Below are 23218 nucleotides of genomic sequence, written 5' to 3'. Positions count from 1 at the left end.
TCGCGTCCTTAGGCTTATGCCCGCTGTCGATAATCTACAGGCGCCTGGATAGCTGCGGCATGTTGCTCGACGAATTCGGCACTCAACTCGATCACCCGACGGTATTGCAGGTCGACGGTGATCATGTGATAGCAGTTGTCCAGCAGGATCTTGGTCACGGGCCCGCCGAGGTGGCGCTCCACGTAATCGGCGTTCCAGCGGCTGGTGATGTCGTCCTCGATGGAATGCAACACCAGGGCCGGTACCTTGACCTCGGGCATGCGTTTCTTGACCACGGCATTCATGCGGTGCAATTCGCGCACCGTGATGCCTTCCATGGTCAACAAACCGGCCTCGCTGCTCTCCCCTTCCTTCATCTGCCGTTCGACGATCGAGCGCAGGCGCTCGTTCTTGATGCCATACGGCGGCTTCTCTTCGAAGCGACAGATGTGCACGCCGAATGGGATCTTCATCAACAGTGGCGTCAGGAACGCCAGCTTGTTGATGCTCCAACCGTCGTACTTCAAGGTGGTGGAATACATCAGCAGCCCAGTCACTTGTCCCGGATGCTCGGCGGCCACGTACATCGACATCACCGCGCCCATGGACAAGCCACCGACAAACACCTGCTCGTGGCGTTGCTTGACTTGCGCAAAGGTCTTGCGCACGCCTTCGTACCAGTCCAGCCAGCCGGTGGCCTGCAAGTCGCTGTTATCGCCGCAGTGCCCGGCCAGGGTGGGCACGTACACCGTGCAGTTACCCGCCTTGGCCAGACCCTTGGCAACCTGACGCAATTCCGTCGGGGTGCCGGTCAGGCCGTGGATCAACAGAATCCCGACCGGACCTTCACCGAGAACGAAGCCGGCATCACCTTCACCGAGGTCGATCCCGAGGTTGCTCACCGTTTTGTCGCTCGCACCAGCAGTTGCTCGAGGAGTTTCAGGCCCAGGTCGATTTCCGGGTAGCTGATTTCCAGGGACGGTGCCAGGGTGATCACGTTCTTGTAGTAGCCGCCCACGTCGAGGATCAGGCCGAGTTTCTGGCCGTCAACGATCATGTCGCCCTTCATGCCTTCCTCGACCATGTAGTCCAGGGTCGCCTTGTCCGGCGTGAAGCCATCCGGACCACAGATTTCGCAGCGCAGAGCCAGGCCCAGGCCATCGACGTCGCCGATGATCGGGAAGCGTTTCTGCAGGTCTTGCAGACCTTCCAGGAAGTACTTGCCCTTGGCCATGACCATGGCGCCGTAATCGACTTCGCTGGTCATCTTGAACATTTCCAGACCTACCGCCGTACCCAGAGGGTTGGAGGCGAAGGTGGAGTGAGTCGAACCTGGTGGGAAGATCTTCGGGTTGATCAACTCTTCACGGGCCCAGATGCCGCCCAGTGGGTTGAGGCCGTTGGTCAGCGCCTTACCGAAGACGATCACGTCCGGCTGCACGTCGAAGTGCTCGATCGACCACAGCTTGCCGGTACGGTAGAAGCCCATCTGGATTTCGTCGGACACCATCAGGATGCCGTGCTGATCCAGCACTTGCTTCAATTCGCGGTAGAAGTTCATCGGCGGGATCACGTAGCCGCCGGTGCCCTGGATCGGCTCGACGTAGAACGCGGCGTATTCGCTGGAACCGACTTTCGGGTCCCACACACCGTTGTATTCAGTTTCGAACAGGCGGGCGAATTGCTGCACGCAGTGGCTGCCGTATTCTTCCTTGGTCATGCCTTTAGGGCCGCGGAAGTGATACGGGAACGGAATGAACTGCGCGCGCTCGCCGAAGTGGCCGTAGCGGCGACGGTAGCGGTAGCTGGAGGTGATCGACGATGCGCCGAGGGTACGGCCGTGGTAGCCGCCTTCGAAGGCGAACATAAGGCTCTTGCCGTTGGTGGCGTTACGCACGACCTTCAGGGAGTCTTCGATGGACTGCGAACCGCCGACGTTGAAATGCACGCGACCGTCGAGGCCGAATTTCTTCTTGGCGTCGACCGCGATCATTTCCGACAGCTCGATCTTGCCTTTGTGCAGGTACTGGCTGGCGATTTGCGGCAGGGTGTCGATTTGCTGTTTCAGCGCGTTGTTCAGGCGCGGGTTGGCATAGCCGAAGTTAACGGCCGAGTACCACATTTGCAGGTCGAGGTAAGCCTGGTCTTCGGTGTCCCACACGTAGGAGCCTTCGCAACGGCTGAAAATACGCGGTGGTTCGATGTAGTGAACGGTGTCGCCGTAGGAGCAATACTTGGCTTCTTTATCCAGAAGGATCTGGTCTTCGGCGGTAGCGATACGGATATCAGACATGGTGGAAGAGTTCCTGATTTTCAATAGAGAGTTCAGCGGCATAGGTGCTGGCATTGGCGGCGACGCCTTGCGGCAGTTTGGCCAGCAGCGCAGGCAGTTCGGCAAAGGTGTCGAAGCGCGCGTGAGGGATGTTGTTGGCTTCGCAGTATTTGGCCAGGCTGCCTTTGGCGAAGACGAAGTCAGCGGTGGAGGCCACACACATGTCGGACTTGCCGTCACCGATCACCAGCACGCGTTTGTTGCGTGGGGTGGATTTGCACTTGCAGTTGCCGGAAGCGGCACGGCAGGCATCGCTGGAGTACGGGAAGTCGATGCGCCAGCTGTTCTGGTCGACCTGGCGCAGGCGGTTGGCGAGGATCGGCAGCAGGGTCACGTAGTTGCGCGACAAGATGCGCGCGATGCCTTGCTCAATGCCGTCGCTGACCACTTCGATAGTGGCGCCCAGGCCCATGACGTGATCGACGAAGTCCGGGAAGTCGGGGTCGATTTCGACGCTGTCGAAATAGGCCAGCAGCTCGGAAGGGGTAGCTTTGATCAGCGCCAGTTGGCGGCTCAGGCATTCGCGGGAACCGATATGCCCATCCAGCCATTCCTGTTCGATGGTTTCCCACTCGGGGCCGGCGAAGCGTTGGAGGACGTTGTCGATGACATCGGTGGGGGTGATGGTCCCGTCGAAGTCACACACGATATGCCACTGGATCATTGCGTTTACCTTGAAGAGGAGCGCTCTGTGCGCTTGCCAGCAAGGTAAAGCAGGGAGTGTGCCAACTGCCCAAGAGCCAGCGGGGCTGGGGCTTTGATTGAAAACGGTGGTTATATGTATCGAGCAAGCTACAATTTTTGTAGCTTGCTACAAACAAGATGAGTGCTTGCGCGAGGGAGGTCCTTCGCGCGTGAATGCGCGCCAGTTCAGATAAGGAATCCGCTCCATGTTCAAGGTCACGTGCGCTGTATTCACCGGTTTACTCGGGTTGCTGGGAGTTTCCAGCGCCGCTTGGGCGGCCGGCATCACGGGTGACGTGGGCGCTGGTGTCAGCTATCAACCCTACGACCCCACCGGCAGCCGCTACGAAACACAGCCTATTCCCTACCTGGACCTGGAGTGGGGTAGCGTCAGCCTGGACTCCGACGACGGCCTGAGTTGGAGCGCACTCAACACCAGCGGCTTTACCGCCGGCCCCTACATCAATTACCTGCCGGGTCGTTCGGCCAATGGTTCGCTGCGTGGCTTGCGTGATGTGCCGGACATGGCGGAGGTGGGTGGTTTCATCCAATACGCCCCGGCCGACTTCTGGCGCGTGTATGCCCAGGTGGGCCAGGCCGTAGGCGGACCGCGCGATCAAAGTGGCGTGCTGGGCAAACTCGGCGGCGAGGTAGGCTACCCGCTAGGTGGCGGTATTATTGGCAGCACCGACCTGATCGCGCATTTTGCCGACGCTCGCCAGACCCAAACCTTTTTCGGCGTCGACGCCAAGGAGTCCGCGGCTTCAGGCTATCGGCCCTATAACGCTAGCGCGGGCTTCCAGAACCTGACGCTAACCCAGAATTTCGAATTCCCCCTGGCCGCCAAATGGACGTTGCTGACCAGCGCCAGTTGGGTGCACTTGGTCGGCTCTGCGGCCAAAAGCAGCATCGTCAAAGAAGCCGGAAACGTGAACCAAGGCCAGGTGCAGACGGCGATCAGCTACAAGTTTGATTGACCCGCGCACTGCTTTGCCAATGTGGGAGGGGGCTTGCCCCCGATAGCAGAGTGTCAGCCACTGGATTAGCTGACTGCCCCATCGCTATCGGGGGCAAGCCCCCTCCCACATTTTGTTCTATGTTTGGCTTTAGCCTTTGGACTCGCTGATGATCTGTCGGATTGCCCCTACAAAGGCTTCCGCCGGTTGGCCACCGCTGACCGCGTACTGATCGTTGAACACGATGGTCGGCACCGAGGTCACGCCTCGGGACACCCACAACTCTTCCTGCTCGCGGACCTCGGCGGCGTATTCGTCGCTGGCCAGGATCTCGGCTGCGCGCTTGATGTCCAGGCCGACGCTTTCGGCGATGATTGCCAGGGTCGCGTGGTCGGACGGGTCCTGGCCATCGCTGAAGTAGGCCTTGAACAACGCTTCCTTGAGGTTGTACTGCAAGCCTTCAAGCCCGGCCCAATGCAGCAGGCGGTGGGCGTCGAAGGTGTTGTAGATACGGCTCTGGCCGTCGGTACGGAAGGCAAAGCCCAACGCGGCGCCCATGTCGCGGATGCGCTCACGGTTGGCCTGGGATTGTTCGGCGGTAGAGCCGTACTTTTCGGTGATGTGCTCAACGATGTTTTGCCCTTCGGCGGGCATGTTCGGGTTGAGTTCGAACGGCTGGAAGTGAATCTCGGCCTGCACTTCGGCGCCAAGCTGGTCGAGGGCTTCGGTCAGGCCGCGCAGGCCGATGATGCACCAGGGGCAAGATACGTCACTGACGAAATCGATTTTCAGGGGAGTACTCATGGCGGGCAACCTCGCAGGCATTCTCTTTGGCAGTCACAGTGCCGGAAAGGTTGCACGATACACCAATGTCACAACACCTTCGAAGACCCGCCCAAGTCAATCTGCGCCCAATGTGCGGCATCTTCACGATGGGCTTGCAGGTACGGCAACACCGCCGTCAGCAGCGGCGCCTTGAACGCTTCCTGGAAACGATGGGCCATGCCGGGAATCAGCTTCAACTGGCTACCCTGGATATGCGCCGCCAGGTGCACACCGTGCATGACCGGCAACAACGGGTCGGCGGTGCCGTGCACCACCAGGGTCGGCACCCGCAGCTGGTTGAGCAGCGGCACACGACTGGGCTCCGCGAGGATCGCCATGATCTGGCGCTTTACTCCATCCGGGTTGAACGCGCGGTCATAGGACAACGCCGCCTGATGCAACAACGCCTGGCGATCATCCTTCACTTCCGGGCTGCCCAAGGCCGCCAGTAGATCTGCCTGCTGCTCCAGGGCAACTTCGCGGTTGGGCGCACTGCGCCGCGACAACAATTGCACCAATGCCGCATTCGGCGCCGGCAGGCCTTCGGCGCCGGAACTGGTCATGACCAGCGTCAGGCTTTCCACCCGCTGCGGCGCCATCGCTGCCAGATGCTGGGCGATCATGCCGCCCATGCTCGCGCCCAATACGTGGAATTGCTGGATCTGCAAGGCGTCCATCAAACCCAGTGCATCATCGGCCATGTCTGTCAGCGTATAGGGTGCCGCCACCGGCAGACCGAGCTTGTAGCGCAGCACCTCGAAGGTCAGGTTGGCACTGGCCGGGGCCTGGCGCCAGGTGGACAGGCCGACGTCGCGATTGTCGTAGCGGATCACCCGGAAGCCCTGCTGACACAGGGCAACCACCACTTCATCCGGCCAGTGGATCAACTGACCACCCAGGCCCATCACCAACAGCAACGCCGGGTCGGACGCACGGCCGATACTCTGGTAGGCGATGCTCACCTTTTCCAGGTCGACCGTTTGGGTCGGGACATTGACATCACATCGAGAAGCCGCAAAAGACGGCAGGCCGAACAACAGAGCGGCCAATAGAAAAAACACGCGCATGAAAAACACCGAAACGCAGAACCCCAGTAGAGCGCGAGTCTGATGAAGTTTGTTCAAGCGCGCTGCCACAGTTTCGTGACAGTTTGATGAAGAGTGCCCAGCGGTCATGGCGGACCTGCTTATCGACAAGCCTCTGCAACATGAGACAAACTCACGCTATTCCGACTCGTCACAAATTATCTTCATGGAGAGCCCGTGCTCGAAATCCGTCATCTCAAGACCCTGCACGCCCTGCGCGAAGCCGACAGCCTGGTGGAAGCCGCCGAACGCCTGCACCTGACGCAGTCGGCGCTGTCCCACCAGTTCAAGGAGCTGGAGGAACGCCTGGGCATGCCGCTGTTCGTGCGCAAGACCAAGCCGCTGCGCTTCACCAGCGCCGGCCTGCGCCTGCTGCAACTGGCCGACGCGACCCTGCCCTTGCTGCGTGGTGCCGAGCGTGACATTGCCCGCCTGGCCGGGGGCACCGCCGGGCGCTTGCATATGGCGATCGAGTGCCACAGCTGCTTCCAGTGGCTGATGCCGACCATCGACCAATTCCGCGATGCCTGGCCGGAAGTCGAGCTGGACCTGGCCTCGGGCTTCGCCTTCGCCCCCCTGCCGGCCCTGGCCCGTGGCGATCTGGACCTGGTGGTGACTTCAGATCCGCTGGAGCTGCCAGGCATCACCTATGTTCCGCTGTTCACCTACGAAGCCATGCTGGCGGTGGCCAACCAACATGCCCTGGCGAACAAGTCGTACATCGTTCCGGAAGACCTGCTCAGCGAAACCCTGATCACCTACCCCGTGGAACGCGACCGCCTGGATATTTTCACCCGTTTCCTCGAACCCGCCGACATCGAGCCGGCCCAGGTACGCACTTCGGAACTGACGGTGATGATGATGCAATTGGTGGCCAGCGGCCGGGGCGTCTGCGGCATGCCCCATTGGGCGTTGCATGAGTACAGCTCGCGGGGGTACGTGAAGGCCAAGCGCCTGGGCGAGAAAGGCTTGTTTGCGACGCTGTATGCAGGGATTCGTGCCGACATGCTGGACGCGCCGTATATGCGCGACTTTTTGCTGACGGCCAAGGACACGTCGTTTTCCACATTGGATGGGGTCAGTGCGGTTCGCTGAACAACACACAGTAAAACTGCGGGATATCACTGGCCTTTCAGTTCACGCCACATGTGGATTTTGTCGAAATACTCGATGCCCACCCGCACCGCCAACGGTTCCAGGCCGTATTGGATAAACCCGCACCGCTGGTACAACGCAAAGGCGGCGTCGTTGCCGGCGGTGACGGTCAATTGAATCACTTTGAGACCGGGCTGGCGGCGTGCTTCATCGAGCGCCGCTTCCACCAGTTGGCAGCCAAGCCCCTTCTGCTGGTGCGCCTCGGTCACGTACATGCCGAACAAGGTCACTTTGTGCCGAGCCTTCTCACGGTGCTCAAAGGCCAGGCCGACAATCCCGGCCAGTTCGTCGCCGTCGAACCCACCCAGCAGCCGATCCAACGGGCTGGCCACACGCTTTTCCCACCAGCTCAACGGCATCGCTGCACGCTCGGCCACGCTGGACGTGAACGCCTGCGGATAAGCGCCGTATGCTTCAAGCATCAAGGCGCGATACGCCTCGGCGTCGCCGGCCCCCAGCGTGCGGATGATCATGCCGTCAGCGATTCGCGATAAAACGGCAGGATCAGGTCGCGGGTCAATGGCGCCAAGTGCAGGCCGCCGTCACCCATGGGATCGATCCAACGCACTTCCTCGATTTCCGCCGCCGGCATCACGGCCACATCGATATGCACCTGGAACAGCTCGGCGTGCACGGTGAAACCCGGCTCGTTGGCGGCCGGGGCCGAGAAGTTGCCGAGGTAAATAGCCTGGCTGGGGTCGATGCGCAGATTGAGTTCTTCGTGCAGCTCGCGGGCCAGGGCTTCGGCAGGTTGCTCACCGGCGTCGATTTTGCCGCCCGGTTGCATGAACGCCTGGGTGCCGCGCTTGCGCACCAGCAAGGTCTGGCCATCGCGACCGATCAGGAGGGCGGCGGCAATACGAATAGTGGAGGGCATGAACGATCTTCCTTGGCGGCAAAGGACGCAAGGATCACATGACCCGCAGTTGCGCCGCAATCCAATGTGGGAGCTGGCTTGCCAGCTCCCACATTTTTAGACCGTGTTCAGCCTGTGGTCACAGCGGTGTCTTTGATAAATACGCTGTATTTCGCACCTTCCATCGCTTCGAACGCGATCAGCTTGTCCACCAACGGCAGGTTCAGCACCTTGCCGGCGTTGAGCAGCAGCATGCCGTTATCGGCATTTAGGTTGCGCGCCAGGACCATACCGGCTTCCAGCTCTCGGGTGGAAAGGACTTTGACAGTGGGGTCGCCCAGGGTCACATCGCTGAGGAATGTGGCACAGGCTCGCACAAAATCTTCAACCAGCGCTGGATCGTACAGGCGCCCGGCATACTTGCGGATATACAGCAGCGCTTCGTCGCTGTTCAAATGCCGCTCAAGGATCAAGCCTTTCTGCAGTTCGATGAAGTCCACCGCCAGCTTCAGCAGGCGCGAACCGAACGGAATCACCTCCTCCTTGAGATGGTCGGGGAAGCCCGTGCCGTCCCAGCGTTCCTGATGATGGCGAATGATTCGCGCAGCATCCTTCATCGGCTCCAGAGTCATCAATAGCGATTCGCTTTGCGCCGGGTACTCGCGATACAACGCTCGGTCGGTGCTGTGTAGTTTGTCCGACGGCACAACCATCATGCCGTCGCTCCAGCTCAGCTTGCCGATGTTGTACAGCGCGGCAGCCATGGTCAGGTCGCGAGTACTGGCTTCATCCATGGCCTGGGTAGCGCAGTACACCCGGATCAGTTCGATCAAGGCGCGATTGGTCTGCTTGTCCTTGGGCAGGCGCAAGTTGGCCAGCAGCGAGAACACTTCAGTGCCCGTCACGTAGCTGTGCTTGAGCTCATCGTAGGCCAGGTCGAGCATGTCGGCGGTCTGTTGCAACTCGGCAGTACGGGCCGCCACCCGTTTTTCCAGCGTGCTGTTGAGCACCTTGAGCTGCTCGTTCTGCTCGCGGGTCAGGCGTTCCAGACGTTGATGTTCGAGGGATTGGCTCAGGACCAACTGCAACTCGTCATCATTCCAGGGTTTGCTGATGTAGCGGTGAATCTGGCCTTCGTTGATCGCCTTGATGATCGTTGTCACGTCCGCATACCCCGTCAGCAGGATGCGGCTGGTGGCGGGATACAAACGGTGTACCTCGGCCAAGAGTTGCGCACCGTCCATTCCGGGCATACGCGCATCGCTCATCACCAGGTCGACGGGCCGGGTTGCCAGGATGTCCAGGGCCTGGGCGCCGCTACCGGCCAGTAACACTTCATAGGGCTGGGTGCGCAACAGGCGGCGCAGGCTGTTGAGGATCGATTCTTCGTCGTCAACCAGCAGGATGGCGGGCTTCGTAGCGAGTTGTTCATCCATGGAGACTCTGCCTTCAAATCAAACAAAGTTGAGCTAAATTGAACCCTTATGTCGTACCTAGCTCCTTCGCTTGTAGGCAAGGCCGACATACGTTGCAGGTTATCTTGAAGGAACCGGGTTGATTTGACGCCAACTGGCCGTCGATATCAAGGGAGCTCGGCTATGCTGTCACTACAGGTTCGCGCCCCGCTCAGCGAGGGAACCAGGGAAGGAAACCTTATGCCGTCGAGCCTTTTACTGCTGCGGAGCGCGCCATGAACCCAGACTCCGGACGGGCTAACCGCCGCATTCTGATCGTCGATGACACCGCCTCGATCCACGATGACTTTCGCAAGATCCTGTGCGCCGAGGCACACGGCGAACAGTCCCTGGACAGCCTCGAGGAAACCTTGTTTGGCTCGTCCGCGCCAGTACGCCAGGCCTTTGTGCTGGACTCGGCCTATCAAGGTCAGGAAGCCCTTGAGCTGGTGAACAAAGCCCTGGCGCGACAATCCCCCTACGCCATGGTGTTTATCGACATGCGCATGCCGCCAGGCTGGGATGGCCTGCAAACCATCGAACAACTGTGGAATGTCGATCCCAACCTGCAAATCGCTTTGTGCACCGCCTATTCCGACTACTCCTTCGAAGCCATCGAAGCGCGGTTGAAGTACAACGACCAGTTGCTGATCCTGAAAAAGCCCTTCGATCACTTGGAAATCCGCCAGATGGCCAGCGCCCTCACCTGGAAATGGCAGTTGGCCCAGGACGTCGCGCTCAAGGTGATAGGCCTGGAGCGCACCATCGAAGAACGTGTCCAGGAATTGCTCAAGGTTTCGCACCTGTTGCAATACGACGCCCTCACCCATTTGCCCAATAGCACACTGTTGGGTGACCGCCTGACCCAGGCGATTGCCCTGGGCCGACGCCACGAGACCCAGCTGGCGGTCATCTTTATTGGCCTGGACCGCTTCAAACGCGTCAACAACGCCCTGGGCTATCCGGTAGGCGATGAGGTGCTGCAATTGACCAGTCAAAGCTTGGTGGAGGCCGTGCGGGAATCGGATTCAGTGTTTCGTTATGGCTCCGACGAGTTCGTGATCTTGCTCAACGATATCCAGCATCCTCAACAAACCCAGCATATTGCGCAAAAACTGCTCAATGCCGTCGGCGTGACTCGCCATGTGGCCGGGCATGACCTGAGTGTCACCGCCAGCCTGGGTATCAGCATTTACCCCAACGACAGCGGCAGTGCAGTGGAGTTGATCAAGCACGCTGAAACCGCCATGCACAACAGCAAGGAACAAGGCCCGAACGACTTCAGTTTTTACACCGAAGACATGAACCTGCGGGCACAGCACCAACAGAGTTTGGAAAGCGCAATACGCCAGGCACTGGAACGAGATGAGTTTGTTCTGCACTACCAACCGAAACTGGATTTGGCCTCAGGCAAGATCGTTGGTGCGGAAGCCCTGATACGTTGGTTTCAGCCCCGCTCAGGCTGGGTCAGCCCTGCCGAGTTCATCCCGGTGGCCGAAGACAGCGGGCTGATTGTGCCCCTGACTCAATGGGTGCTGCGTCACGCCTGCGAACAGGCCCAAGCCTGGCATGCGATGGGCCTGAGCCCGTTGTGCATATCCGTGAACATTTCGTCGATCGACTTCCGTCAGCGCGACTTTGTCGACAACCTGGCCAATATCCTAAAACAGACCGGACTAGCGCCGACTCAACTGGAACTGGAAATCACCGAAAGTGTGTTGATGCAGAACGTCGACGCCACCGTGATCACCCTGAACCGGATCAAAGCCATGGGGGTGCGCCTGGCCCTGGATGACTTCGGCACCGGTTACTCCAGCCTCAGCTACCTGCGACGTTTTCCCATCGATGTACTGAAGATCGACCAGTCATTCATTCGCGGCCTGAGTGTGAACAGCCAGGATGCGCAATTGATCAGCGCAATCATCGGGATGGGTAAAAGCCTGGATTTGAACATTATTGCGGAAGGGGTAGAGTCCCTCGATCAACTGAAATTTCTACAGGCCGAACTGTGTGAGGAAGGCCAAGGCTTCCTGTTCAGCAAGGCGGTGCCCCCGAAGGATTTCGCACTGTTGCTACAGGCCGGTCAAACCAGCCTGATGCCCGATCATTAGTCGACTGCAAGGAGTGCTCGCTTGAGCGAAGTGTCAACTTACGGGCTCATCGTTGCCATGTGGCTAGGCATGGGTTTGCCGCTGATGGCCGCGCCCCTGGACGAAGCGCTCAAACCACTGCCGTCGGTGCCCACCCTGGACCCCGCCAAAGTCGAGTTGGGTCGCCAACTGTTCAACGAGCCGCGCCTGTCAGTGAATAACACGTTGTCCTGCGCCAGTTGCCATCGCCTGGAAACCGGAGGAGCCGATGATAAAGCGTTCTCCTTGGGATTCGATGGCAAGCCGGTCGCCATCAATACCCCGAGCGTGTTCAACGCCAGCCTCAACTTCAAACAGTTCTGGAATGGCCGGGTAGATACCCTCGAAGCCCAGGTCGAACAAGTGGTCATCAGCCCGGTGGAAATGGGCAGCGATTGGCAAACCGTGGTGCAGAACCTGGCGACCATGCCCGCCTACCAATCTGCCTTCACCCAGGCCTACCCTGATGGTATCACCGCCGCCAACGTGCAAAACGCCCTGGCCACTTATGAGCGCACGCTGCTCACACCCAACTCGCGGTTTGATCAATATTTGCTGGGCAACACCGACATACTGACGATCCAGGAAAAATACGGCTACCAGCGCTTCAAGGATTACGGCTGCATCGCCTGCCACCAGGGTGTGAATATCGGCGGCAATATGTTCCAGAAATTCGGAGTGATGGGTGATTACTTCAAGGCCCGCGGCAACCCGGTCGAAGCAGACCTGGGCCGCTACCTGGTGACCAAGGATGAAGAGGACCGCCATGTGTTCAAGGTGCCCAGCCTGCGCAATGTGGCGATCACTGCACCGTATTTCCATGACGCTTCGGCCAAGACCCTGGAGGAAGCGGTAGATGTCATGTTCAAGTACCAACTGGGGCGCACCCCTTCCCAGGAAGACAAAGACCTGATCATCCAGTTTCTCAAGACCCTGACCGGCCAATGGGCGGGTAAGCCGCTATGACCCTGTCTCGCCGCCATACCAGCACGTTGCTGCTGGCCCTGATGACCGTGTTGCTGGCCTCGACCCTGCTATTTCTGTACCTCAAGTCTGCCCGTGACCAGACAGCCACTTATACCCAGTCGCGGGACTTGATCCGGCAACTGCAGCAACTCAATGCGCAGTGGGACAGTGAGGTGCTCAAGGCCAGGATTGCCATTACCCGCAACTACGACCCGCTGGTCTCACCGTTGCTGGAAATGACCACGGTATGGGCCGACCTGAAAAGCCGTGGTTCTTACCACGAGTCTGCCGACCTGCCTCGCTGGCAAGCCAGCCAGCAGGCGTACGAGGACGCCATCCAGGAAAAAGCCCGCCTGGTAGACCAGTTCAAATCCCACAACGCGGTGCTGCGCAACTCCCTCGCCTTCCTGCCGACCGCCGAGGACGACATCCAGGCCCAATTCAACCGCGTGGACGATGAAGGCAAGCTGCACCTGCAAAGCGTGGCCACCGACACCTACGACCTGCTGCTCAGCAGCCTGGAGTTCGCCCAGGTCACCAGCGATGATCGCGCGGCCGATATTCTGGTGGGCCTGGGCAAACTGGCGATCAACAAGGAAAACCTGCCCAGTGAATTTCAGGCGCCCGTCGATATCCTGAGCAATCATATTTCGCTGATCTTGCGCGAGCAGCCGGCGGTCAACAGCTTGCTTGAACGCATTGCCGCCGTCCCCGTGGCCGAACGCCTTGACGACTTGACCACCCATCTCAACCAGGACCAGCAAACGGCCGACTTGGTGGATCATCAGTACCATCGCTACCTGCTGATTTTCTCGACCCTGCTGGTGGTGTCGCTGCTCTTCCTGGCAGTACGTCTGTTACGCAGCTTCGCCGAAATCAACCGGGTCAACCGCGCCTTGCAGGCGGCCAACGAAACCCTGGAGCAGCGCGTTGAACGGCGCACCCAACAGCTCAAGGATGCCCAGAGTGAACTGATGGACAGCGCTCGCCAGGCCGGCATGGCCGAGATCGCCACCAACGTGTTGCACAACGTCGGCAACGTGCTCAACAGCGTTAATATTTCCGCCGACCTGGTCACCCGCAAGCTGCGCAGCAGCAAGGCACTGGGCCTGGGCAAGGCCATGCAGTTGATCAACGAACATCCCCACGACCTCGGTACTTTCCTGAGCGAAGATGAAAAAGGCAAGTTACTGCCGGGTTACTTGAACCAACTGGTGGATGCCATCGCCGTTGAACAGCAAGGTATGACCGAGGAGCTGGCGCAACTGAGCAAAAGTGTCGACCACATCAAGGATATCGTTGCCACCCAGCAATCCTATGCCGGTGCTTCAAGCTTGCTGGAGCCGGTCGACATCAGCGCCTTGATGGAGGATGCCTTGCGCATGAATGCTGGCGCCCTCAGCCGCCATCACGTCACGGTGGTCAAGGAATACGCGCGGGTACCGCAAGTGCTGGGGGATAAACACCGGCTGTTGCTGATCATGGTCAACCTGATCAGCAACGCCAAGTACGCCATGTCCAACCTCAGTGATCGGCCACGGCAGATGACCCTCACGGTGCAACCGCAGGGTGAGGACATGTTGGAGATCAGCGTCAAGGATGACGGTGAAGGCATACCGGCGGAAAACATGACGCGCATCTTCACCCATGGTTTCACCACGCGTAAGGAAGGCCACGGTTTCGGCCTGCACAGTTGCGCCCTGGCCGCCGTAGAAATGCATGGACAGCTCAGTGCCCACAGTGACGGGCCAGGCAAAGGCGCGGTCTTCACCTTGAAAATCCCTTTCACTCCTGCCGGAACGCCCGCATGAACCAGCCTCCCAACCGGCGCATCCTGTTAGTCGATGACACGCCGTCGATTCACGACGACTTCCGCAAAATCCTGATGCCCACTGTCGAATCCAACCAGGCGCTGGATGAGATGGAGTCGGCACTGTTTGGCGACACAAGCAAGCCCCAGGCCCAGGCGTTCGAGCTGCATTCGGCGTATGGCGGAGAGGAAGGCCTCGGGTTGCTGACATCCGCCATGGCCGCCAAACAACCTTACGCCCTGGCCTTTGTCGACATGCGTATGCCCCAGGGTTGGGACGGGGCGAAGACTATCGAAGAGCTCTGGAAAGTTGCCCCCGACCTGCAAGTGGTGGTGTGTACGGCGTATTCGGATTACGCGTGGGAGACGCTGCTGGATCGCTTGCACGGCCATGACCGCTTGCTGATCCTGAAAAAACCCTTCGATAATATCGAAGTCCAGCAAATGGCCCATACCCTGGCCAACAAATGGGACATGGCCCGTCGTGCTTCGTTGCAAACCTCTCACCTGGAACAATTGGTGGAACAACGCACCCAGGCGCTGCAGGTGGAAATCGCTGAGCGCAAGCTGCTGGAAAGCCAACTGGTGCAGTCGGAGAAACTCGCGTCGCTGGGGCAGCTCGCAGCCGGTGTGGCCCATGAGATCAACAACCCGGTGGGGTTTATTTCGTCCAACCTCGGCACCCTGGATAGCTACTTCAATCAACTGCAACAGATGCTCGACGCCTATCATGAGGCCGAAAACAACCTCACGCCGGGTGAGCCTTTAGACCGACTCAGGGCATTGCGGGCTGAGCTGGAGCTGGACTTTCTCAAGGAAGACATTCCCATCCTGATCCGGGAGTCCAAGGAGGGCATTGGCCGTGTGGTACAGATCGTCAAAGACCTGAAGAACTTTTCCCGGGTGGATAACGACCAGACCTGGCAATTCGCCAACCTGCAACAGGGCATAGACTCCACGCTGAATATCGTCGCCAGTGAACTCAAGCACAAGGCCGACGTGGTCAAGCATTACGCGCCATTGCCGGACATCGAATGCCTGGTTTCGCAGCTCAATCAGGTGGTGATGAACCTGGTCATCAACGCGGCGCAAGCCATGGGCCCGGAGCGTGGCACGATCACCATCAGCAATGGGGTGGAAGGCGAAAACGTATGGCTGGAAGTGGCGGATAACGGTTGTGGGATTGCCCCGGAAACCGTGCAGAAGATTTTCGATCCATTCTTCACCACCAAGCCGGTGGGCGAAGGCACAGGGTTGGGGCTGTCATTGTCCTACGGCATCGTCAAGAAACACCGCGGCGACATTTCTGTCAGCAGTGAAGTGGGCAAAGGTACGAAGTTTCGGGTGGTGCTGCCGATCCGGCAAACGGCGGCGTGAGACACGCCGCCGAATCCTGCTCAGGCTTCAGCTTTTTTCGGGCTCGATCCGAACGAAGCAAAACGCTTGTTGAACCCGGCAATCCGGCCTTCGGCCTGGGTCTTGCGCTGCTGGCCGGTGTAGATCGGGTGCGAGGCGCTGGACACGTCCAACGGGATGTACGGGTAGGTGTTGCCATCGCTGTAGGTATGGGTGCGATCGCTGTCGGCGGTGGAGCCGATCAGAAAGAACACATCGGCGGCGGTGTCGTGGAACAGCACGGTGCGGTAGTCGGGATGGATACCAGCTTTCATAAGGCCTCCGGGGCGTTTGGGTGCACTAAACGTGTTATACAGTAACACAAATCATGCACCCAAACGAGAACAGATTGCAATAAGAATAGGCCGTCAGCGTCTATGCGGCTTCTTGGAAGTCCATCTCCGGCGGCGGCTGCGAGAAGCCACGGGTAAGCACGCCGAGGTAAACCAGGCCAATCGCCAACCACACCACACCCAGGTAAATCGCCAGGTGATCGAGGCTGACCATCAGCCACAGATCCGCCAACAGGCCGATGGCCGGGAACACCAGAAACAGGATCAGTTCACGCAGGCCACGCTGTTTGGCAGCGATCCAGTAGTGAAAGATCACCGACAGGTTGACCAGGCTGAACGCCAGGAATGCACCGAAGTTGATAAACGAAGTGGAAGTCGTCACGTCGAGCTTGAGCGCCAGTAAGGCCACCACTGCACACAACAGGATACTGTTGACCGGCGTGCCGAAGCGCCCATGCAAAGTGCCGAAGAACGATTTGGGCAACACGCCGTCGCGGCCCATGGCAAACAACAAGCGCGAACCGCTGGCCTGGGCCGACAGCCCCGAGGCGAATTGGCCGACGATCAGGCCGATCAGGAAAATCGACACGAACAGATCGCCGCCCACGTTGCGGGCAATCTCGTAGGCCGCTGAATCCACGTCGGTAAACGCGAACGACGGATGAGCGACCTGCACGAAGTACGACACACCGACGAAGATCAGCCCGCCGATCAAGGTGATCAACATGATCGCCCGGGGAATGGTGCGGCGTGGGTCGCGGGTTTCTTCCGTCAAGGTGCTGACCGCATCAAAGCCCAAGAACGAATAACAAGCGATGGCCGCACCGCTCATGATCAACGGCATTTGCATCTGACCGTTGAAGAACGGGGCGATAGTCCAGAGTGGCTGGCTCGCATCGCCGCCCAGGTAATGGATGCACAGCGCGACGAAAGCAATCAGCACCAGGAACTGCACCAGCATCAGCAATGCGTTGATGCCGTTGGCCAGTCTCAGGCCAATGATATTGATCGCCGTGGTGATGCCGATAAACGCCAGCACCCAGATCCACTGCGGCACGGCCGGGAATGCCGAATGCAGGTATGCCGCGCCGATCAACCAGATAGCCATGGGTAAGAACAGATAGTCGAGCAACACCGCCCAGCCAGCGATAAAACCCAGCTTGGGGCTGATCGCCTTGCGCACATAACTGTAGGCCGAACCCGCCACCGGAAATGCTGAGGCCATGCGCCCGTAACTCATGGCGGTAAAGAACATCGCCACCAGCGCAGCCAGGTACGCGGCTGGGACCATGCCGGCGGTGGACTGCGCCAGGATGCCGAAGGTGCCGAGTACAATGATAGGCGTCATATAGGCGATGCCGAACAGCACCACCGCCCCTAACGACAGGGTGCGTTGCAAACGAGCCATGAGTGATTCTCCGCTGATTTATTAGATTTATGGCAGAACTGAAATGGGGTGCTGCGGGTGTCTTGTTTTTATCTCTGGTGCGAGTTTTGTAGTGAGCGAGCTTGCCCCGCTCACTACAAGAACCGGTGTGAAATCAGGATTCAGGGATCAGTAGCTCCCGCGTCCCGTCAGTGCGCTCAATCACCTCCCCCGGCAATTTCAAGCGCTGGTCGTCCAGGTAGCGGTAGTCCTTGCGAGCCGCCTCCAGTTGCTCGAGATCCAGCTCGACCGTGAATTGCCCAGCCTCGCGCCCGGCTTCGAACAGCAAGGTGCCGAACGGGTCCACAAGGGCGCTGCCACCCGCGAACAACAGGCCGCCATCACCCTCTTCCACCCGGTTGACCATCAGCGCAAACGCCTGGTTTTCCTGGGCGCGGGCCATGATCGCGGTACGGTGCGTGGGGCCGTAAGGGTCCATGTTGCCGTTGGTGACGATCAGCAATTGAGCCCCCAACTGCGCCAGGGCACGGGCGGTTTCCGGGAACTCGATGTCATAGCAGATCAGCAGGCCGACACGCAGTCCCTTCCACAGTGCGGTGGCGTAGCGATCACCCGGGATGAACACGCCGCGCTCCAGGGGCCACAGGTGAGTCTTGCGATAGCGCAGGGCGATGCCTTCGGGCGTGATCAGCAAGGTAGTGTTGTAGAATTGGCCGCCGTCGTTTTCCGCCATGCCGATCACCACCGCAACATCGCGAGCGCGGGCCGCCTCGATGACAGCCTGCACGGTACGACCGTCCAAGGGTTCGGCAACCTCGGCGACGGTCTCGAGAGTCGGGAACCCCATCAGGTAGGTTTCCGGGAAGACGATCAGTTGCGTATCCGCGTCGCTTGCAGCGATTGCCGCCAAGGCGCGCTCAAGGTTGTAAGCTGTACCGTTATCACGGCCTGCCAGTTGGGCGAATTCGACCTTCATGGGGATTTCCTTGTTCTTTATCTGTGCCGCAGTATGCGCAGCCACAACCGGCCAGGGAATTACGCGGCCGAGGTAACCCTATAGGGGTAGATCAATGACCATGTCGCTGGAAGACATCGCCTGGCACCGTTCGGTGGGGCAAATGATAGATGCCCTGGACCAGGCCAATTTCTGGACGCAGCTCGTCCGTTTGCTGGGCCAATACGTGCCCTTCGATAGCTGGGTCGTGTTGCTGTTCAGCAACGAGCATCGCCCGCTGGTGTTCGCCGAATGCCCAGGCGCCAACGGCACACCGGACCACCTGTTCCAGGACTACCTCAACGGCCTGTACCTGCTCGACCCCTTCTACATCGCCAGCCGCGAGCACTCGCGCACCGGCCTGTTTCGCCTGGCTGACGTAGCACCGGAACATTTCGAACTCACCGAGTACTACCAGCGCTACTTCCGCCTGAATGTGGTGGCCGATGAAATCCAGTTCAATTGCCAACTGCCGGATGGGCGTACCCTGTGCGTGTCCCTGGGCTCGAAGCAGCCTTATGATCCGCAACAAATAGCCTTGCTGTCGCTGATCCAGCCTTGGGTATCAAGCCTGCTGCGCCAACGCCTGCCCTATGAACTCAACCAAGTCACCACAACACCACAGCCGTCCGTCCAGAACGACGAATGGGGTGCACAACTCACCGCTCGCGAGCTGGATGTAGGCCGTTTGATGCTTAGCGGTTGCTCAAGCAAGGAAATCGCTCGTAAGCTGGAAATCTCAGTTGAAACCGTGAAAGTCCATAAGAAACACATGTACAGCAAGCTGGGGATCAAATCCCAGTCGGAGCTGTTCTCGATCTTTCTACAGGCGCAAAACGCCTGACACCTGCGCCATCTGTCTAAAAGTGGTTATGCACTGTCAGTTCTGACAGTAGACCGGCTTGCCTGTGCCCTGAACACTCCACCTATGTTCGTTGCCGCTGGAACTACCCGTGCGTAGTCGACTGCTTGCTCTGCTATTAATGTATATGCCATGGCCGACGATGGCTCAGGACGATGCGGTCGAGCACCTGCTAGCGCAGATGACCCTCGAAGAAAAACTGGGCCAACTCACTATGTCGCATATCGTGGACACGCCCAACGGTTCCTTCATTGATCAACAAGGCCAAACACAGCTGCCTACGGTCAATGTCGGCGCAGTGATAGGCGACAGCGGCGCCGAGGAAACGCGCCATTTGCAGCGTCTCGTGGTGGAGGGGTCGCGCCTGCATATCCCTTTGCTATTTGCCAAAGACGTGATTCATGGGTTTTGCACAATGTTCCCGGTGCCACTCGCCGAATCCAGTGCGTGGGACCCTGACCTGACTCAACGTACCGCTCGTGCTGCCGCAGTCGAAGCGACGGCCAGTGGCGTGCATTGGACTTTGGCACCGATGATCGATATCGCTCGCGACCCACGCTGGGGCCGAGTGGTGGAAGGAGCTGGCGAGGACCCGTTCCTGAGTTCGATCATGGCCACCGCGCGAATCAAAGGCTTTCACGGTGAGGGGCCACCCAGTACCTCGTTCATGCTGACCACTGCTAAACACTTCGTGGGGTACGGCGCCGCCGAAGCAGGGCGTGACTACAACACAGTCGACCTGTCGGAGCGTACCCTGCGCGAAGCCTATCTACCGCCTTTCTATGCAGCCGTCCGGGCTGGGACCAATGCCATCATGCCGAGCTTCAACGAAATCGCAGGGGAGCCCATGGTCAGTAACAAAGCGCTGCTTGACGGTCTTTTACGTCAGCAATGGGGCTTTTCCGGGATGATCGTCAGTGACCATGACGCGGTGGCAGAATTGATCACTCATGGAGTTGCGAAAACACCGCTGGACGCGACTCGGCAAGCCTTCAATGCCGGCGTGGATATCGAAATGGCCAACCAGCTCTTTAGGCTGAACCTGCCCTCTCTTTTGAGGAGTGGCGAAGTCCCCATAACGGCCGTGGACATTGCTGTGCGCCGAGTGCTCAAGACCAAGCAACAACTAGGCTTGTTCGATGATCCCTACCGCTACAGTGATGAAGACCGGGAACGCACACTGACCCAGACACCAGAAGCCGTCACCCTGGCCCGTGAGGCTGCGCAGAAATCCATTGTTCTGCTGAAAAACACGGACTCATTGCTGCCACTGTCAAAAAACCTGCGGCACATTTTGGTCGTCGGTAGCCTCGCGATGGAAACCACCTCCAGCCTGGGTACCTGTGCCGCTACTACCCTCCCCAACAGAGCCGCCACCGTCTTGCAAGGCATACAAAGCGCGGTCTCCCCCGACAGCCGAGTGGTCTACGTACCCGGTGCGTCACCGGTCAACCAAGACACCGGGGGTATTGCCGCAGCAAAAAATGCTGCCGAAGACGCCGATGTGATAGTCGCCGTGCTGGGGGAAACTGTCGACATGAGCGGCGAAGCCAACAGCCGCGCCAGCCTGGATCTGCCTGGTGCCCAGAACACCCTCTTGCAAGCACTCCAAGAAACCGGGAAGCCCATAGTGGTTATTCTGATGAATGGGCGCCCACTCGCGCTGACCGGCGCTATTGAACAAGTGCCGGCGCTCATAGAGTCCTGGTTTCTGGGAACCGAAGCGGGTCACGCCGTGGCCGATGTGCTGTTTGGTGATACAAACCCCAGCGGTAAACTGTCCATTACCTTCCCCCGTAGCGTGGGCCAGGTTCCCCTCTACTACGCGCATAAAAACACCGGGCGCCCGGTCGACGGCGAAGACGATGCCTGGGAATCGAGGTACATCGATCAGTCCTCGACCCCGTTGTACCCCTTCGGTTTCGGCCTTAGCTATACCACGTTCAGATATGGCCCTCCTCGCCTGAGCAGTACGCGCATCAGCTCCAGCCAGCCTCTGACCGTGGAGGTCAACGTCACCAATAACGGCCCGCGCACAGGCGATGAAATTGTTCAGCTATACCTGCGTGATGATGTTGCCAGTGTCACCCGCCCGGTGCGCCAGTTACGCGGTTTTCGCAAAGTGCATTTGGCCCCCGGTGAAACCCAGGACGTGGCCTTCACCCTAGATCAAAAGGACTTCGCCCTCCTGGACAAGAATTTGCTGCCCGTGGTGGAAGCCGGCACTTTTACCGTCTTCGTCGGCGGCGACTCGACCACCACTAACCAAGCCCATTTCGAAGTCACCGATAGCCGCAAACTGCCTATCTCGGGCCAGTCTGTCTCACCGGTGGTGCCAAACTGAATATTCCCGCTGGTTGTCTAGGGTTTCCTTACAAGCGCAGAATGCCGTACCGACCAAAAGAGTCCGAACCCAAGGAAACCCGTATGAGCCTGTCGTTATTAAGCCGTTACGCCTTCTTTGCCGTGTGCGTCATTTTCACCCTTGCCAGCCTCCCCTTCATCGAACACGAATGGTTGTGGCCGATTACCATCATCACTGGCGTGTTGAGCCTGATCGGCATTTTCGACCTGATACAAACCCCTCACGCCGTACGCCGTAACTACCCGATCCTGGGCAATATCCGTTACCTCGTGGAGACTATCCGACCGGAGATCCGCCAGTACCTGCTGGAGTCCGACAGCGACGCCCTCCCCTTTTCCCGGGCACAGCGATCGCTGGTCTACTCACGCGCCAAGAACGAAAGCGCCGACAAACCTTTCGGCACCTTGATTGACGTGTACCAATCGGGCTTCGAATTCATCGGCCACTCCATGCGCCCCGCGCCGTTGAGCGACCCCAGCGCGTTCCGCGTGATGGTCGGTGGCCCGCAGTGCAAGCAACCGTACTCGGCGTCGGTGTTCAACATCTCGGCGATGAGCTTCGGTTCCCTTAGCGCCAACGCGATCCGTGCCCTCAATCAAGGCGCCAAGCTCGGCAACTTCGCCCATGACACCGGTGAAGGCAGCATCAGCCCCTATCACCGTGAAAACGGCGGCGACCTGACCTGGGAATTGGGCAGCGGCTACTTCGGCTGCCGCACCAGTGACGGCCATTTCGACCCGGAACGCTTCGCCGCACAGGCGCAAAATCCACAAGTGCGCATGATCGAAATCAAGATGAGCCAGGGTGCCAAACCCGGCCATGGCGGGATCTTGCCCAAGCACAAGGTCACCAAGGAAATCGCCGAGACACGCGGCATCATGATGGGTGAAGACTGCATCTCGCCGTCACGCCACAGCGCATTTTCCACCCCCATCGAAATGATGCACTTCATCGCCCAACTGCGTGAGCTGTCCGGTGGTAAACCGGTGGGCTTCAAGTTTTGCCTGGGCCATCCGTGGGAATTCATGGGCATCGCCAAGGCCATGCTCGAGACCGGCATCCTCCCTGACTTCATCGTGGTCGACGGCAAGGAAGGCGGCACCGGCGCCGCACCGGTGGAATTCACCGACCATATCGGCGTGCCGTTGCGTGAAGGCCTGTTATTCGTGCACAACACCCTGGTGGGCTTGAACCTGCGCGACAAGATCAAGCTCGGCGCCAGTGGCAAAATCGTCAGCGCGTTCGACATCGCCAGCGTCTTGGCCATCGGCGCCGACTGGGCCAACTCGGCGCGGGGCTTCATGTTTGCCATTGGCTGCATTCAGTCCCAGTCGTGCCACACCAATAAATGCCCGACCGGCGTCGCCACTCAAGACCCCTTGCGCCAACGTGCGCTAGTCGTGCCGGACAAGGCCCAGCGCGTGTTCAACTTCCATCGCAGCACGCTCAAGGCGCTGGCGGAGATGCTTGCGGCAGCAGGGCTGGATCATCCCTCGCAGCTGTCGGCCAAGCATTTGGTGCGGCGCATGTCCGCGACCGAGATCAAGCTGTTCTCGCAGCTGCATGTGTTCCTCAAGCCCGGCGAGTTGTTGACCGGAGAGGTGAGCGGCGAATTTTATTCGCGTATGTGGCAGATGGCACGCGCAGACAGCTTCGAACCCAATGAAGTCGTGGCCGCGTAAAGGATCGAT

At 59.2% G+C, this 23218-nt stretch carries 20 protein-coding genes; 9 read left to right on the top strand and 11 right to left on the bottom strand.

Translation table 11 applies throughout. The features are described from left to right. Positions 1-14: 14 nt before the first annotated feature. From AC07V4_RS14725 to AC07V4_RS14715, 3 genes are read right to left on the bottom strand one after another with little or no spacing between them, the layout of a single operon-like run. Positions 15-881: an alpha/beta hydrolase gene (locus tag AC07V4_RS14725; protein WP_492637131.1), complete on the bottom strand. Its 867-nt coding sequence runs from the start codon at positions 879-881 to the stop codon at positions 15-17. Then, positions 878-2272 (bottom strand): aspartate aminotransferase family protein, encoded by a 1395-nt coding sequence (locus tag AC07V4_RS14720; RefSeq protein ID WP_185707623.1) that lies wholly within the window; start codon positions 2270-2272, stop codon positions 878-880. Before AC07V4_RS14720 ends, AC07V4_RS14725 begins: the two co-directional genes overlap by 4 nt. After that, positions 2265-2975 carry an MtnX-like HAD-IB family phosphatase gene (locus AC07V4_RS14715; RefSeq protein ID WP_431750316.1) on the bottom strand — a complete coding sequence of 237 codons (711 nt, stop codon included), beginning with the start codon at positions 2973-2975 and terminating at the stop codon, positions 2265-2267. Before AC07V4_RS14715 ends, AC07V4_RS14720 begins: the two co-directional genes overlap by 8 nt. 226 nt (positions 2976-3201) lie before the next feature. Between AC07V4_RS14715 and AC07V4_RS14710 the strand changes: the two genes are divergently transcribed. Then, positions 3202-3972, top strand: a complete 771-nt coding sequence (locus AC07V4_RS14710) for a MipA/OmpV family protein (RefSeq protein ID WP_492637132.1) — start codon at positions 3202-3204, stop codon at positions 3970-3972. Between the two features lie 129 nt (positions 3973-4101). Here the strand turns inward: AC07V4_RS14710 and AC07V4_RS14705 are convergent, their stop codons facing one another. Next, positions 4102-4755 carry a DsbA family oxidoreductase gene (locus tag AC07V4_RS14705; RefSeq protein ID WP_492637133.1) on the bottom strand — a complete coding sequence of 218 codons (654 nt, stop codon included), beginning with the start codon at positions 4753-4755 and terminating at the stop codon, positions 4102-4104. Positions 4756-4823: 68 nt separating this feature from the next. Further along, positions 4824-5843: an alpha/beta fold hydrolase gene (locus tag AC07V4_RS14700; protein WP_492637134.1), complete on the bottom strand. Its 1020-nt coding sequence runs from the start codon at positions 5841-5843 to the stop codon at positions 4824-4826. A 195-nt stretch (positions 5844-6038) separates the two neighbouring features. On the opposite strand from AC07V4_RS14700, the gene metR reads away from it, so the two are divergent. Beyond that, positions 6039-6956, top strand: a complete 918-nt coding sequence (gene metR / locus AC07V4_RS14695) for a transcriptional regulator MetR (RefSeq protein WP_492637135.1) — start codon at positions 6039-6041, stop codon at positions 6954-6956. A 26-nt stretch (positions 6957-6982) separates the two neighbouring features. On the opposite strand, the gene AC07V4_RS14690 is transcribed toward metR, so the two are convergent. The 3 genes from AC07V4_RS14690 to nosR all read right to left on the bottom strand — a co-directional run bounded on the left by AC07V4_RS14690 (position 6983) and on the right by nosR (position 9308). Beyond that, positions 6983-7489, bottom strand: coding sequence for a GNAT family N-acetyltransferase (locus tag AC07V4_RS14690; RefSeq protein ID WP_492637136.1), 507 nt, complete (start codon positions 7487-7489; stop codon positions 6983-6985). Beyond that, positions 7486-7893: an NUDIX hydrolase gene (locus AC07V4_RS14685; RefSeq protein ID WP_431751229.1), complete on the bottom strand. Its 408-nt coding sequence runs from the start codon at positions 7891-7893 to the stop codon at positions 7486-7488. The genes AC07V4_RS14690 and AC07V4_RS14685 overlap by 4 nt, the downstream gene beginning before the upstream one ends. A 107-nt stretch (positions 7894-8000) precedes the next feature. Further along, positions 8001-9308 carry a response regulator c-di-GMP phosphodiesterase, NosR family gene (gene nosR / locus AC07V4_RS14680; RefSeq protein ID WP_492637137.1) on the bottom strand — a complete coding sequence of 436 codons (1308 nt, stop codon included), beginning with the start codon at positions 9306-9308 and terminating at the stop codon, positions 8001-8003. Between the two features lie 254 nt (positions 9309-9562). Between nosR and AC07V4_RS14675 the strand changes: the two genes are divergently transcribed. Genes AC07V4_RS14675 through AC07V4_RS14660 form a run of 4 tightly spaced genes read left to right on the top strand, consistent with a single transcriptional unit; the run spans position 9563 to position 15608 of the window. After that, a complete protein-coding gene (locus tag AC07V4_RS14675) occupies positions 9563-11437 on the top strand; it encodes a putative bifunctional diguanylate cyclase/phosphodiesterase (RefSeq protein WP_492637138.1) in 1875 nt (624 codons plus the stop codon). Positions 11438-11494: 57 nt separating this feature from the next. Continuing rightward, positions 11495-12421, top strand: a complete 927-nt coding sequence (locus AC07V4_RS14670) for a cytochrome-c peroxidase (protein WP_492637189.1) — start codon at positions 11495-11497, stop codon at positions 12419-12421. Further along, positions 12418-14232 (top strand): DAHL domain-containing protein, encoded by a 1815-nt coding sequence (locus tag AC07V4_RS14665; protein WP_492637139.1) that lies wholly within the window; start codon positions 12418-12420, stop codon positions 14230-14232. Before AC07V4_RS14670 ends, AC07V4_RS14665 begins: the two co-directional genes overlap by 4 nt. Next, positions 14229-15608 carry an ATP-binding protein gene (locus AC07V4_RS14660; RefSeq protein ID WP_492637140.1) on the top strand — a complete coding sequence of 460 codons (1380 nt, stop codon included), beginning with the start codon at positions 14229-14231 and terminating at the stop codon, positions 15606-15608. Before AC07V4_RS14665 ends, AC07V4_RS14660 begins: the two co-directional genes overlap by 4 nt. A gap of 20 nt (positions 15609-15628) precedes the next feature. Here AC07V4_RS14660 and AC07V4_RS14655 read toward each other — a convergent pair whose 3' ends face one another. The 3 genes from AC07V4_RS14655 to AC07V4_RS14645 all read right to left on the bottom strand — a co-directional run bounded on the left by AC07V4_RS14655 (position 15629) and on the right by AC07V4_RS14645 (position 18282). Then, positions 15629-15901: a type B 50S ribosomal protein L31 gene (locus AC07V4_RS14655; protein ID WP_492637141.1), complete on the bottom strand. Its 273-nt coding sequence runs from the start codon at positions 15899-15901 to the stop codon at positions 15629-15631. A gap of 100 nt (positions 15902-16001) precedes the next feature. After that, a complete protein-coding gene (locus AC07V4_RS14650; protein WP_492637142.1) occupies positions 16002-17327 on the bottom strand; it encodes an APC family permease in 1326 nt (441 codons plus the stop codon). Between the two features lie 133 nt (positions 17328-17460). Next, the gene (locus AC07V4_RS14645) at positions 17461-18282 is read right to left on the bottom strand and encodes a carbon-nitrogen hydrolase family protein (RefSeq protein ID WP_492637143.1); all 822 of its coding nucleotides are present in this window, start codon (positions 18280-18282) and stop codon (positions 17461-17463) included. 94 nt (positions 18283-18376) lie between these two features. Between AC07V4_RS14645 and AC07V4_RS14640 the strand changes: the two genes are divergently transcribed. The 3 genes from AC07V4_RS14640 (at position 18377) to AC07V4_RS14630 (ending at position 23209) form a co-directional block, all read left to right on the top strand. Continuing rightward, on the top strand, positions 18377-19144 hold the full coding sequence (locus tag AC07V4_RS14640; RefSeq protein ID WP_492637144.1) for a response regulator transcription factor: 768 nt from the start codon (positions 18377-18379) through the stop codon (positions 19142-19144). Positions 19145-19253: 109 nt separating this feature from the next. Then, entirely contained in the window at positions 19254-21506 is a 2253-nt protein-coding gene (locus AC07V4_RS14635; protein ID WP_492637145.1) for a glycoside hydrolase family 3 N-terminal domain-containing protein, read from the top strand. Between the two features lie 83 nt (positions 21507-21589). Next, positions 21590-23209 (top strand): FMN-binding glutamate synthase family protein, encoded by a 1620-nt coding sequence (locus AC07V4_RS14630; RefSeq protein WP_492637146.1) that lies wholly within the window; start codon positions 21590-21592, stop codon positions 23207-23209. Positions 23210-23218: the final 9 nt, after the last annotated feature.

This window comes from Pseudomonas sp. GW821-FHT03A09 (assembly GCF_059421065.1).
The sequence above is the reverse complement of the archived record's forward strand: the minus strand, read 5'-3'. Positions and strand labels throughout refer to the sequence as shown.

What these genes read in the sequence shown, in the direction of transcription:
- AC07V4_RS14720 (WP_185707623.1), bottom strand. Translation starts at nt 2,272, where the DNA reads ATGTCTGATATCCGTATCGCTACCGCCGAAGACCAGATCCTTCTGGAT.
- AC07V4_RS14715 (WP_431750316.1), bottom strand. Translation starts at nt 2,975, where the DNA reads ATGATCCAGTGGCATATCGTGTGTGACTTCGACGGGACCATCACCCCC.
- AC07V4_RS14710 (WP_492637132.1), top strand. Translation starts at nt 3,202, where the DNA reads ATGTTCAAGGTCACGTGCGCTGTATTCACCGGTTTACTCGGGTTGCTG.
- AC07V4_RS14705 (WP_492637133.1), bottom strand. Translation starts at nt 4,755, where the DNA reads ATGAGTACTCCCCTGAAAATCGATTTCGTCAGTGACGTATCTTGCCCC.
- AC07V4_RS14700 (WP_492637134.1), bottom strand. Translation starts at nt 5,843, where the DNA reads ATGCGCGTGTTTTTTCTATTGGCCGCTCTGTTGTTCGGCCTGCCGTCT.
- AC07V4_RS14690 (WP_492637136.1), bottom strand. Translation starts at nt 7,489, where the DNA reads ATGATCATCCGCACGCTGGGGGCCGGCGACGCCGAGGCGTATCGCGCC.
- AC07V4_RS14685 (WP_431751229.1), bottom strand. Translation starts at nt 7,893, where the DNA reads ATGCCCTCCACTATTCGTATTGCCGCCGCCCTCCTGATCGGTCGCGAT.
- nosR (WP_492637137.1), bottom strand. Translation starts at nt 9,308, where the DNA reads ATGGATGAACAACTCGCTACGAAGCCCGCCATCCTGCTGGTTGACGAC.
- AC07V4_RS14675 (WP_492637138.1), top strand. Translation starts at nt 9,563, where the DNA reads ATGAACCCAGACTCCGGACGGGCTAACCGCCGCATTCTGATCGTCGAT.
- AC07V4_RS14670 (WP_492637189.1), top strand. Translation starts at nt 11,495, where the DNA reads ATGTGGCTAGGCATGGGTTTGCCGCTGATGGCCGCGCCCCTGGACGAA.
- AC07V4_RS14665 (WP_492637139.1), top strand. Translation starts at nt 12,418, where the DNA reads ATGACCCTGTCTCGCCGCCATACCAGCACGTTGCTGCTGGCCCTGATG.
- AC07V4_RS14660 (WP_492637140.1), top strand. Translation starts at nt 14,229, where the DNA reads ATGAACCAGCCTCCCAACCGGCGCATCCTGTTAGTCGATGACACGCCG.
- AC07V4_RS14655 (WP_492637141.1), bottom strand. Translation starts at nt 15,901, where the DNA reads ATGAAAGCTGGTATCCATCCCGACTACCGCACCGTGCTGTTCCACGAC.
- AC07V4_RS14650 (WP_492637142.1), bottom strand. Translation starts at nt 17,327, where the DNA reads ATGGCTCGTTTGCAACGCACCCTGTCGTTAGGGGCGGTGGTGCTGTTC.
- AC07V4_RS14645 (WP_492637143.1), bottom strand. Translation starts at nt 18,282, where the DNA reads ATGAAGGTCGAATTCGCCCAACTGGCAGGCCGTGATAACGGTACAGCT.
- AC07V4_RS14640 (WP_492637144.1), top strand. Translation starts at nt 18,377, where the DNA reads ATGACCATGTCGCTGGAAGACATCGCCTGGCACCGTTCGGTGGGGCAA.
- AC07V4_RS14630 (WP_492637146.1), top strand. Translation starts at nt 21,590, where the DNA reads ATGAGCCTGTCGTTATTAAGCCGTTACGCCTTCTTTGCCGTGTGCGTC.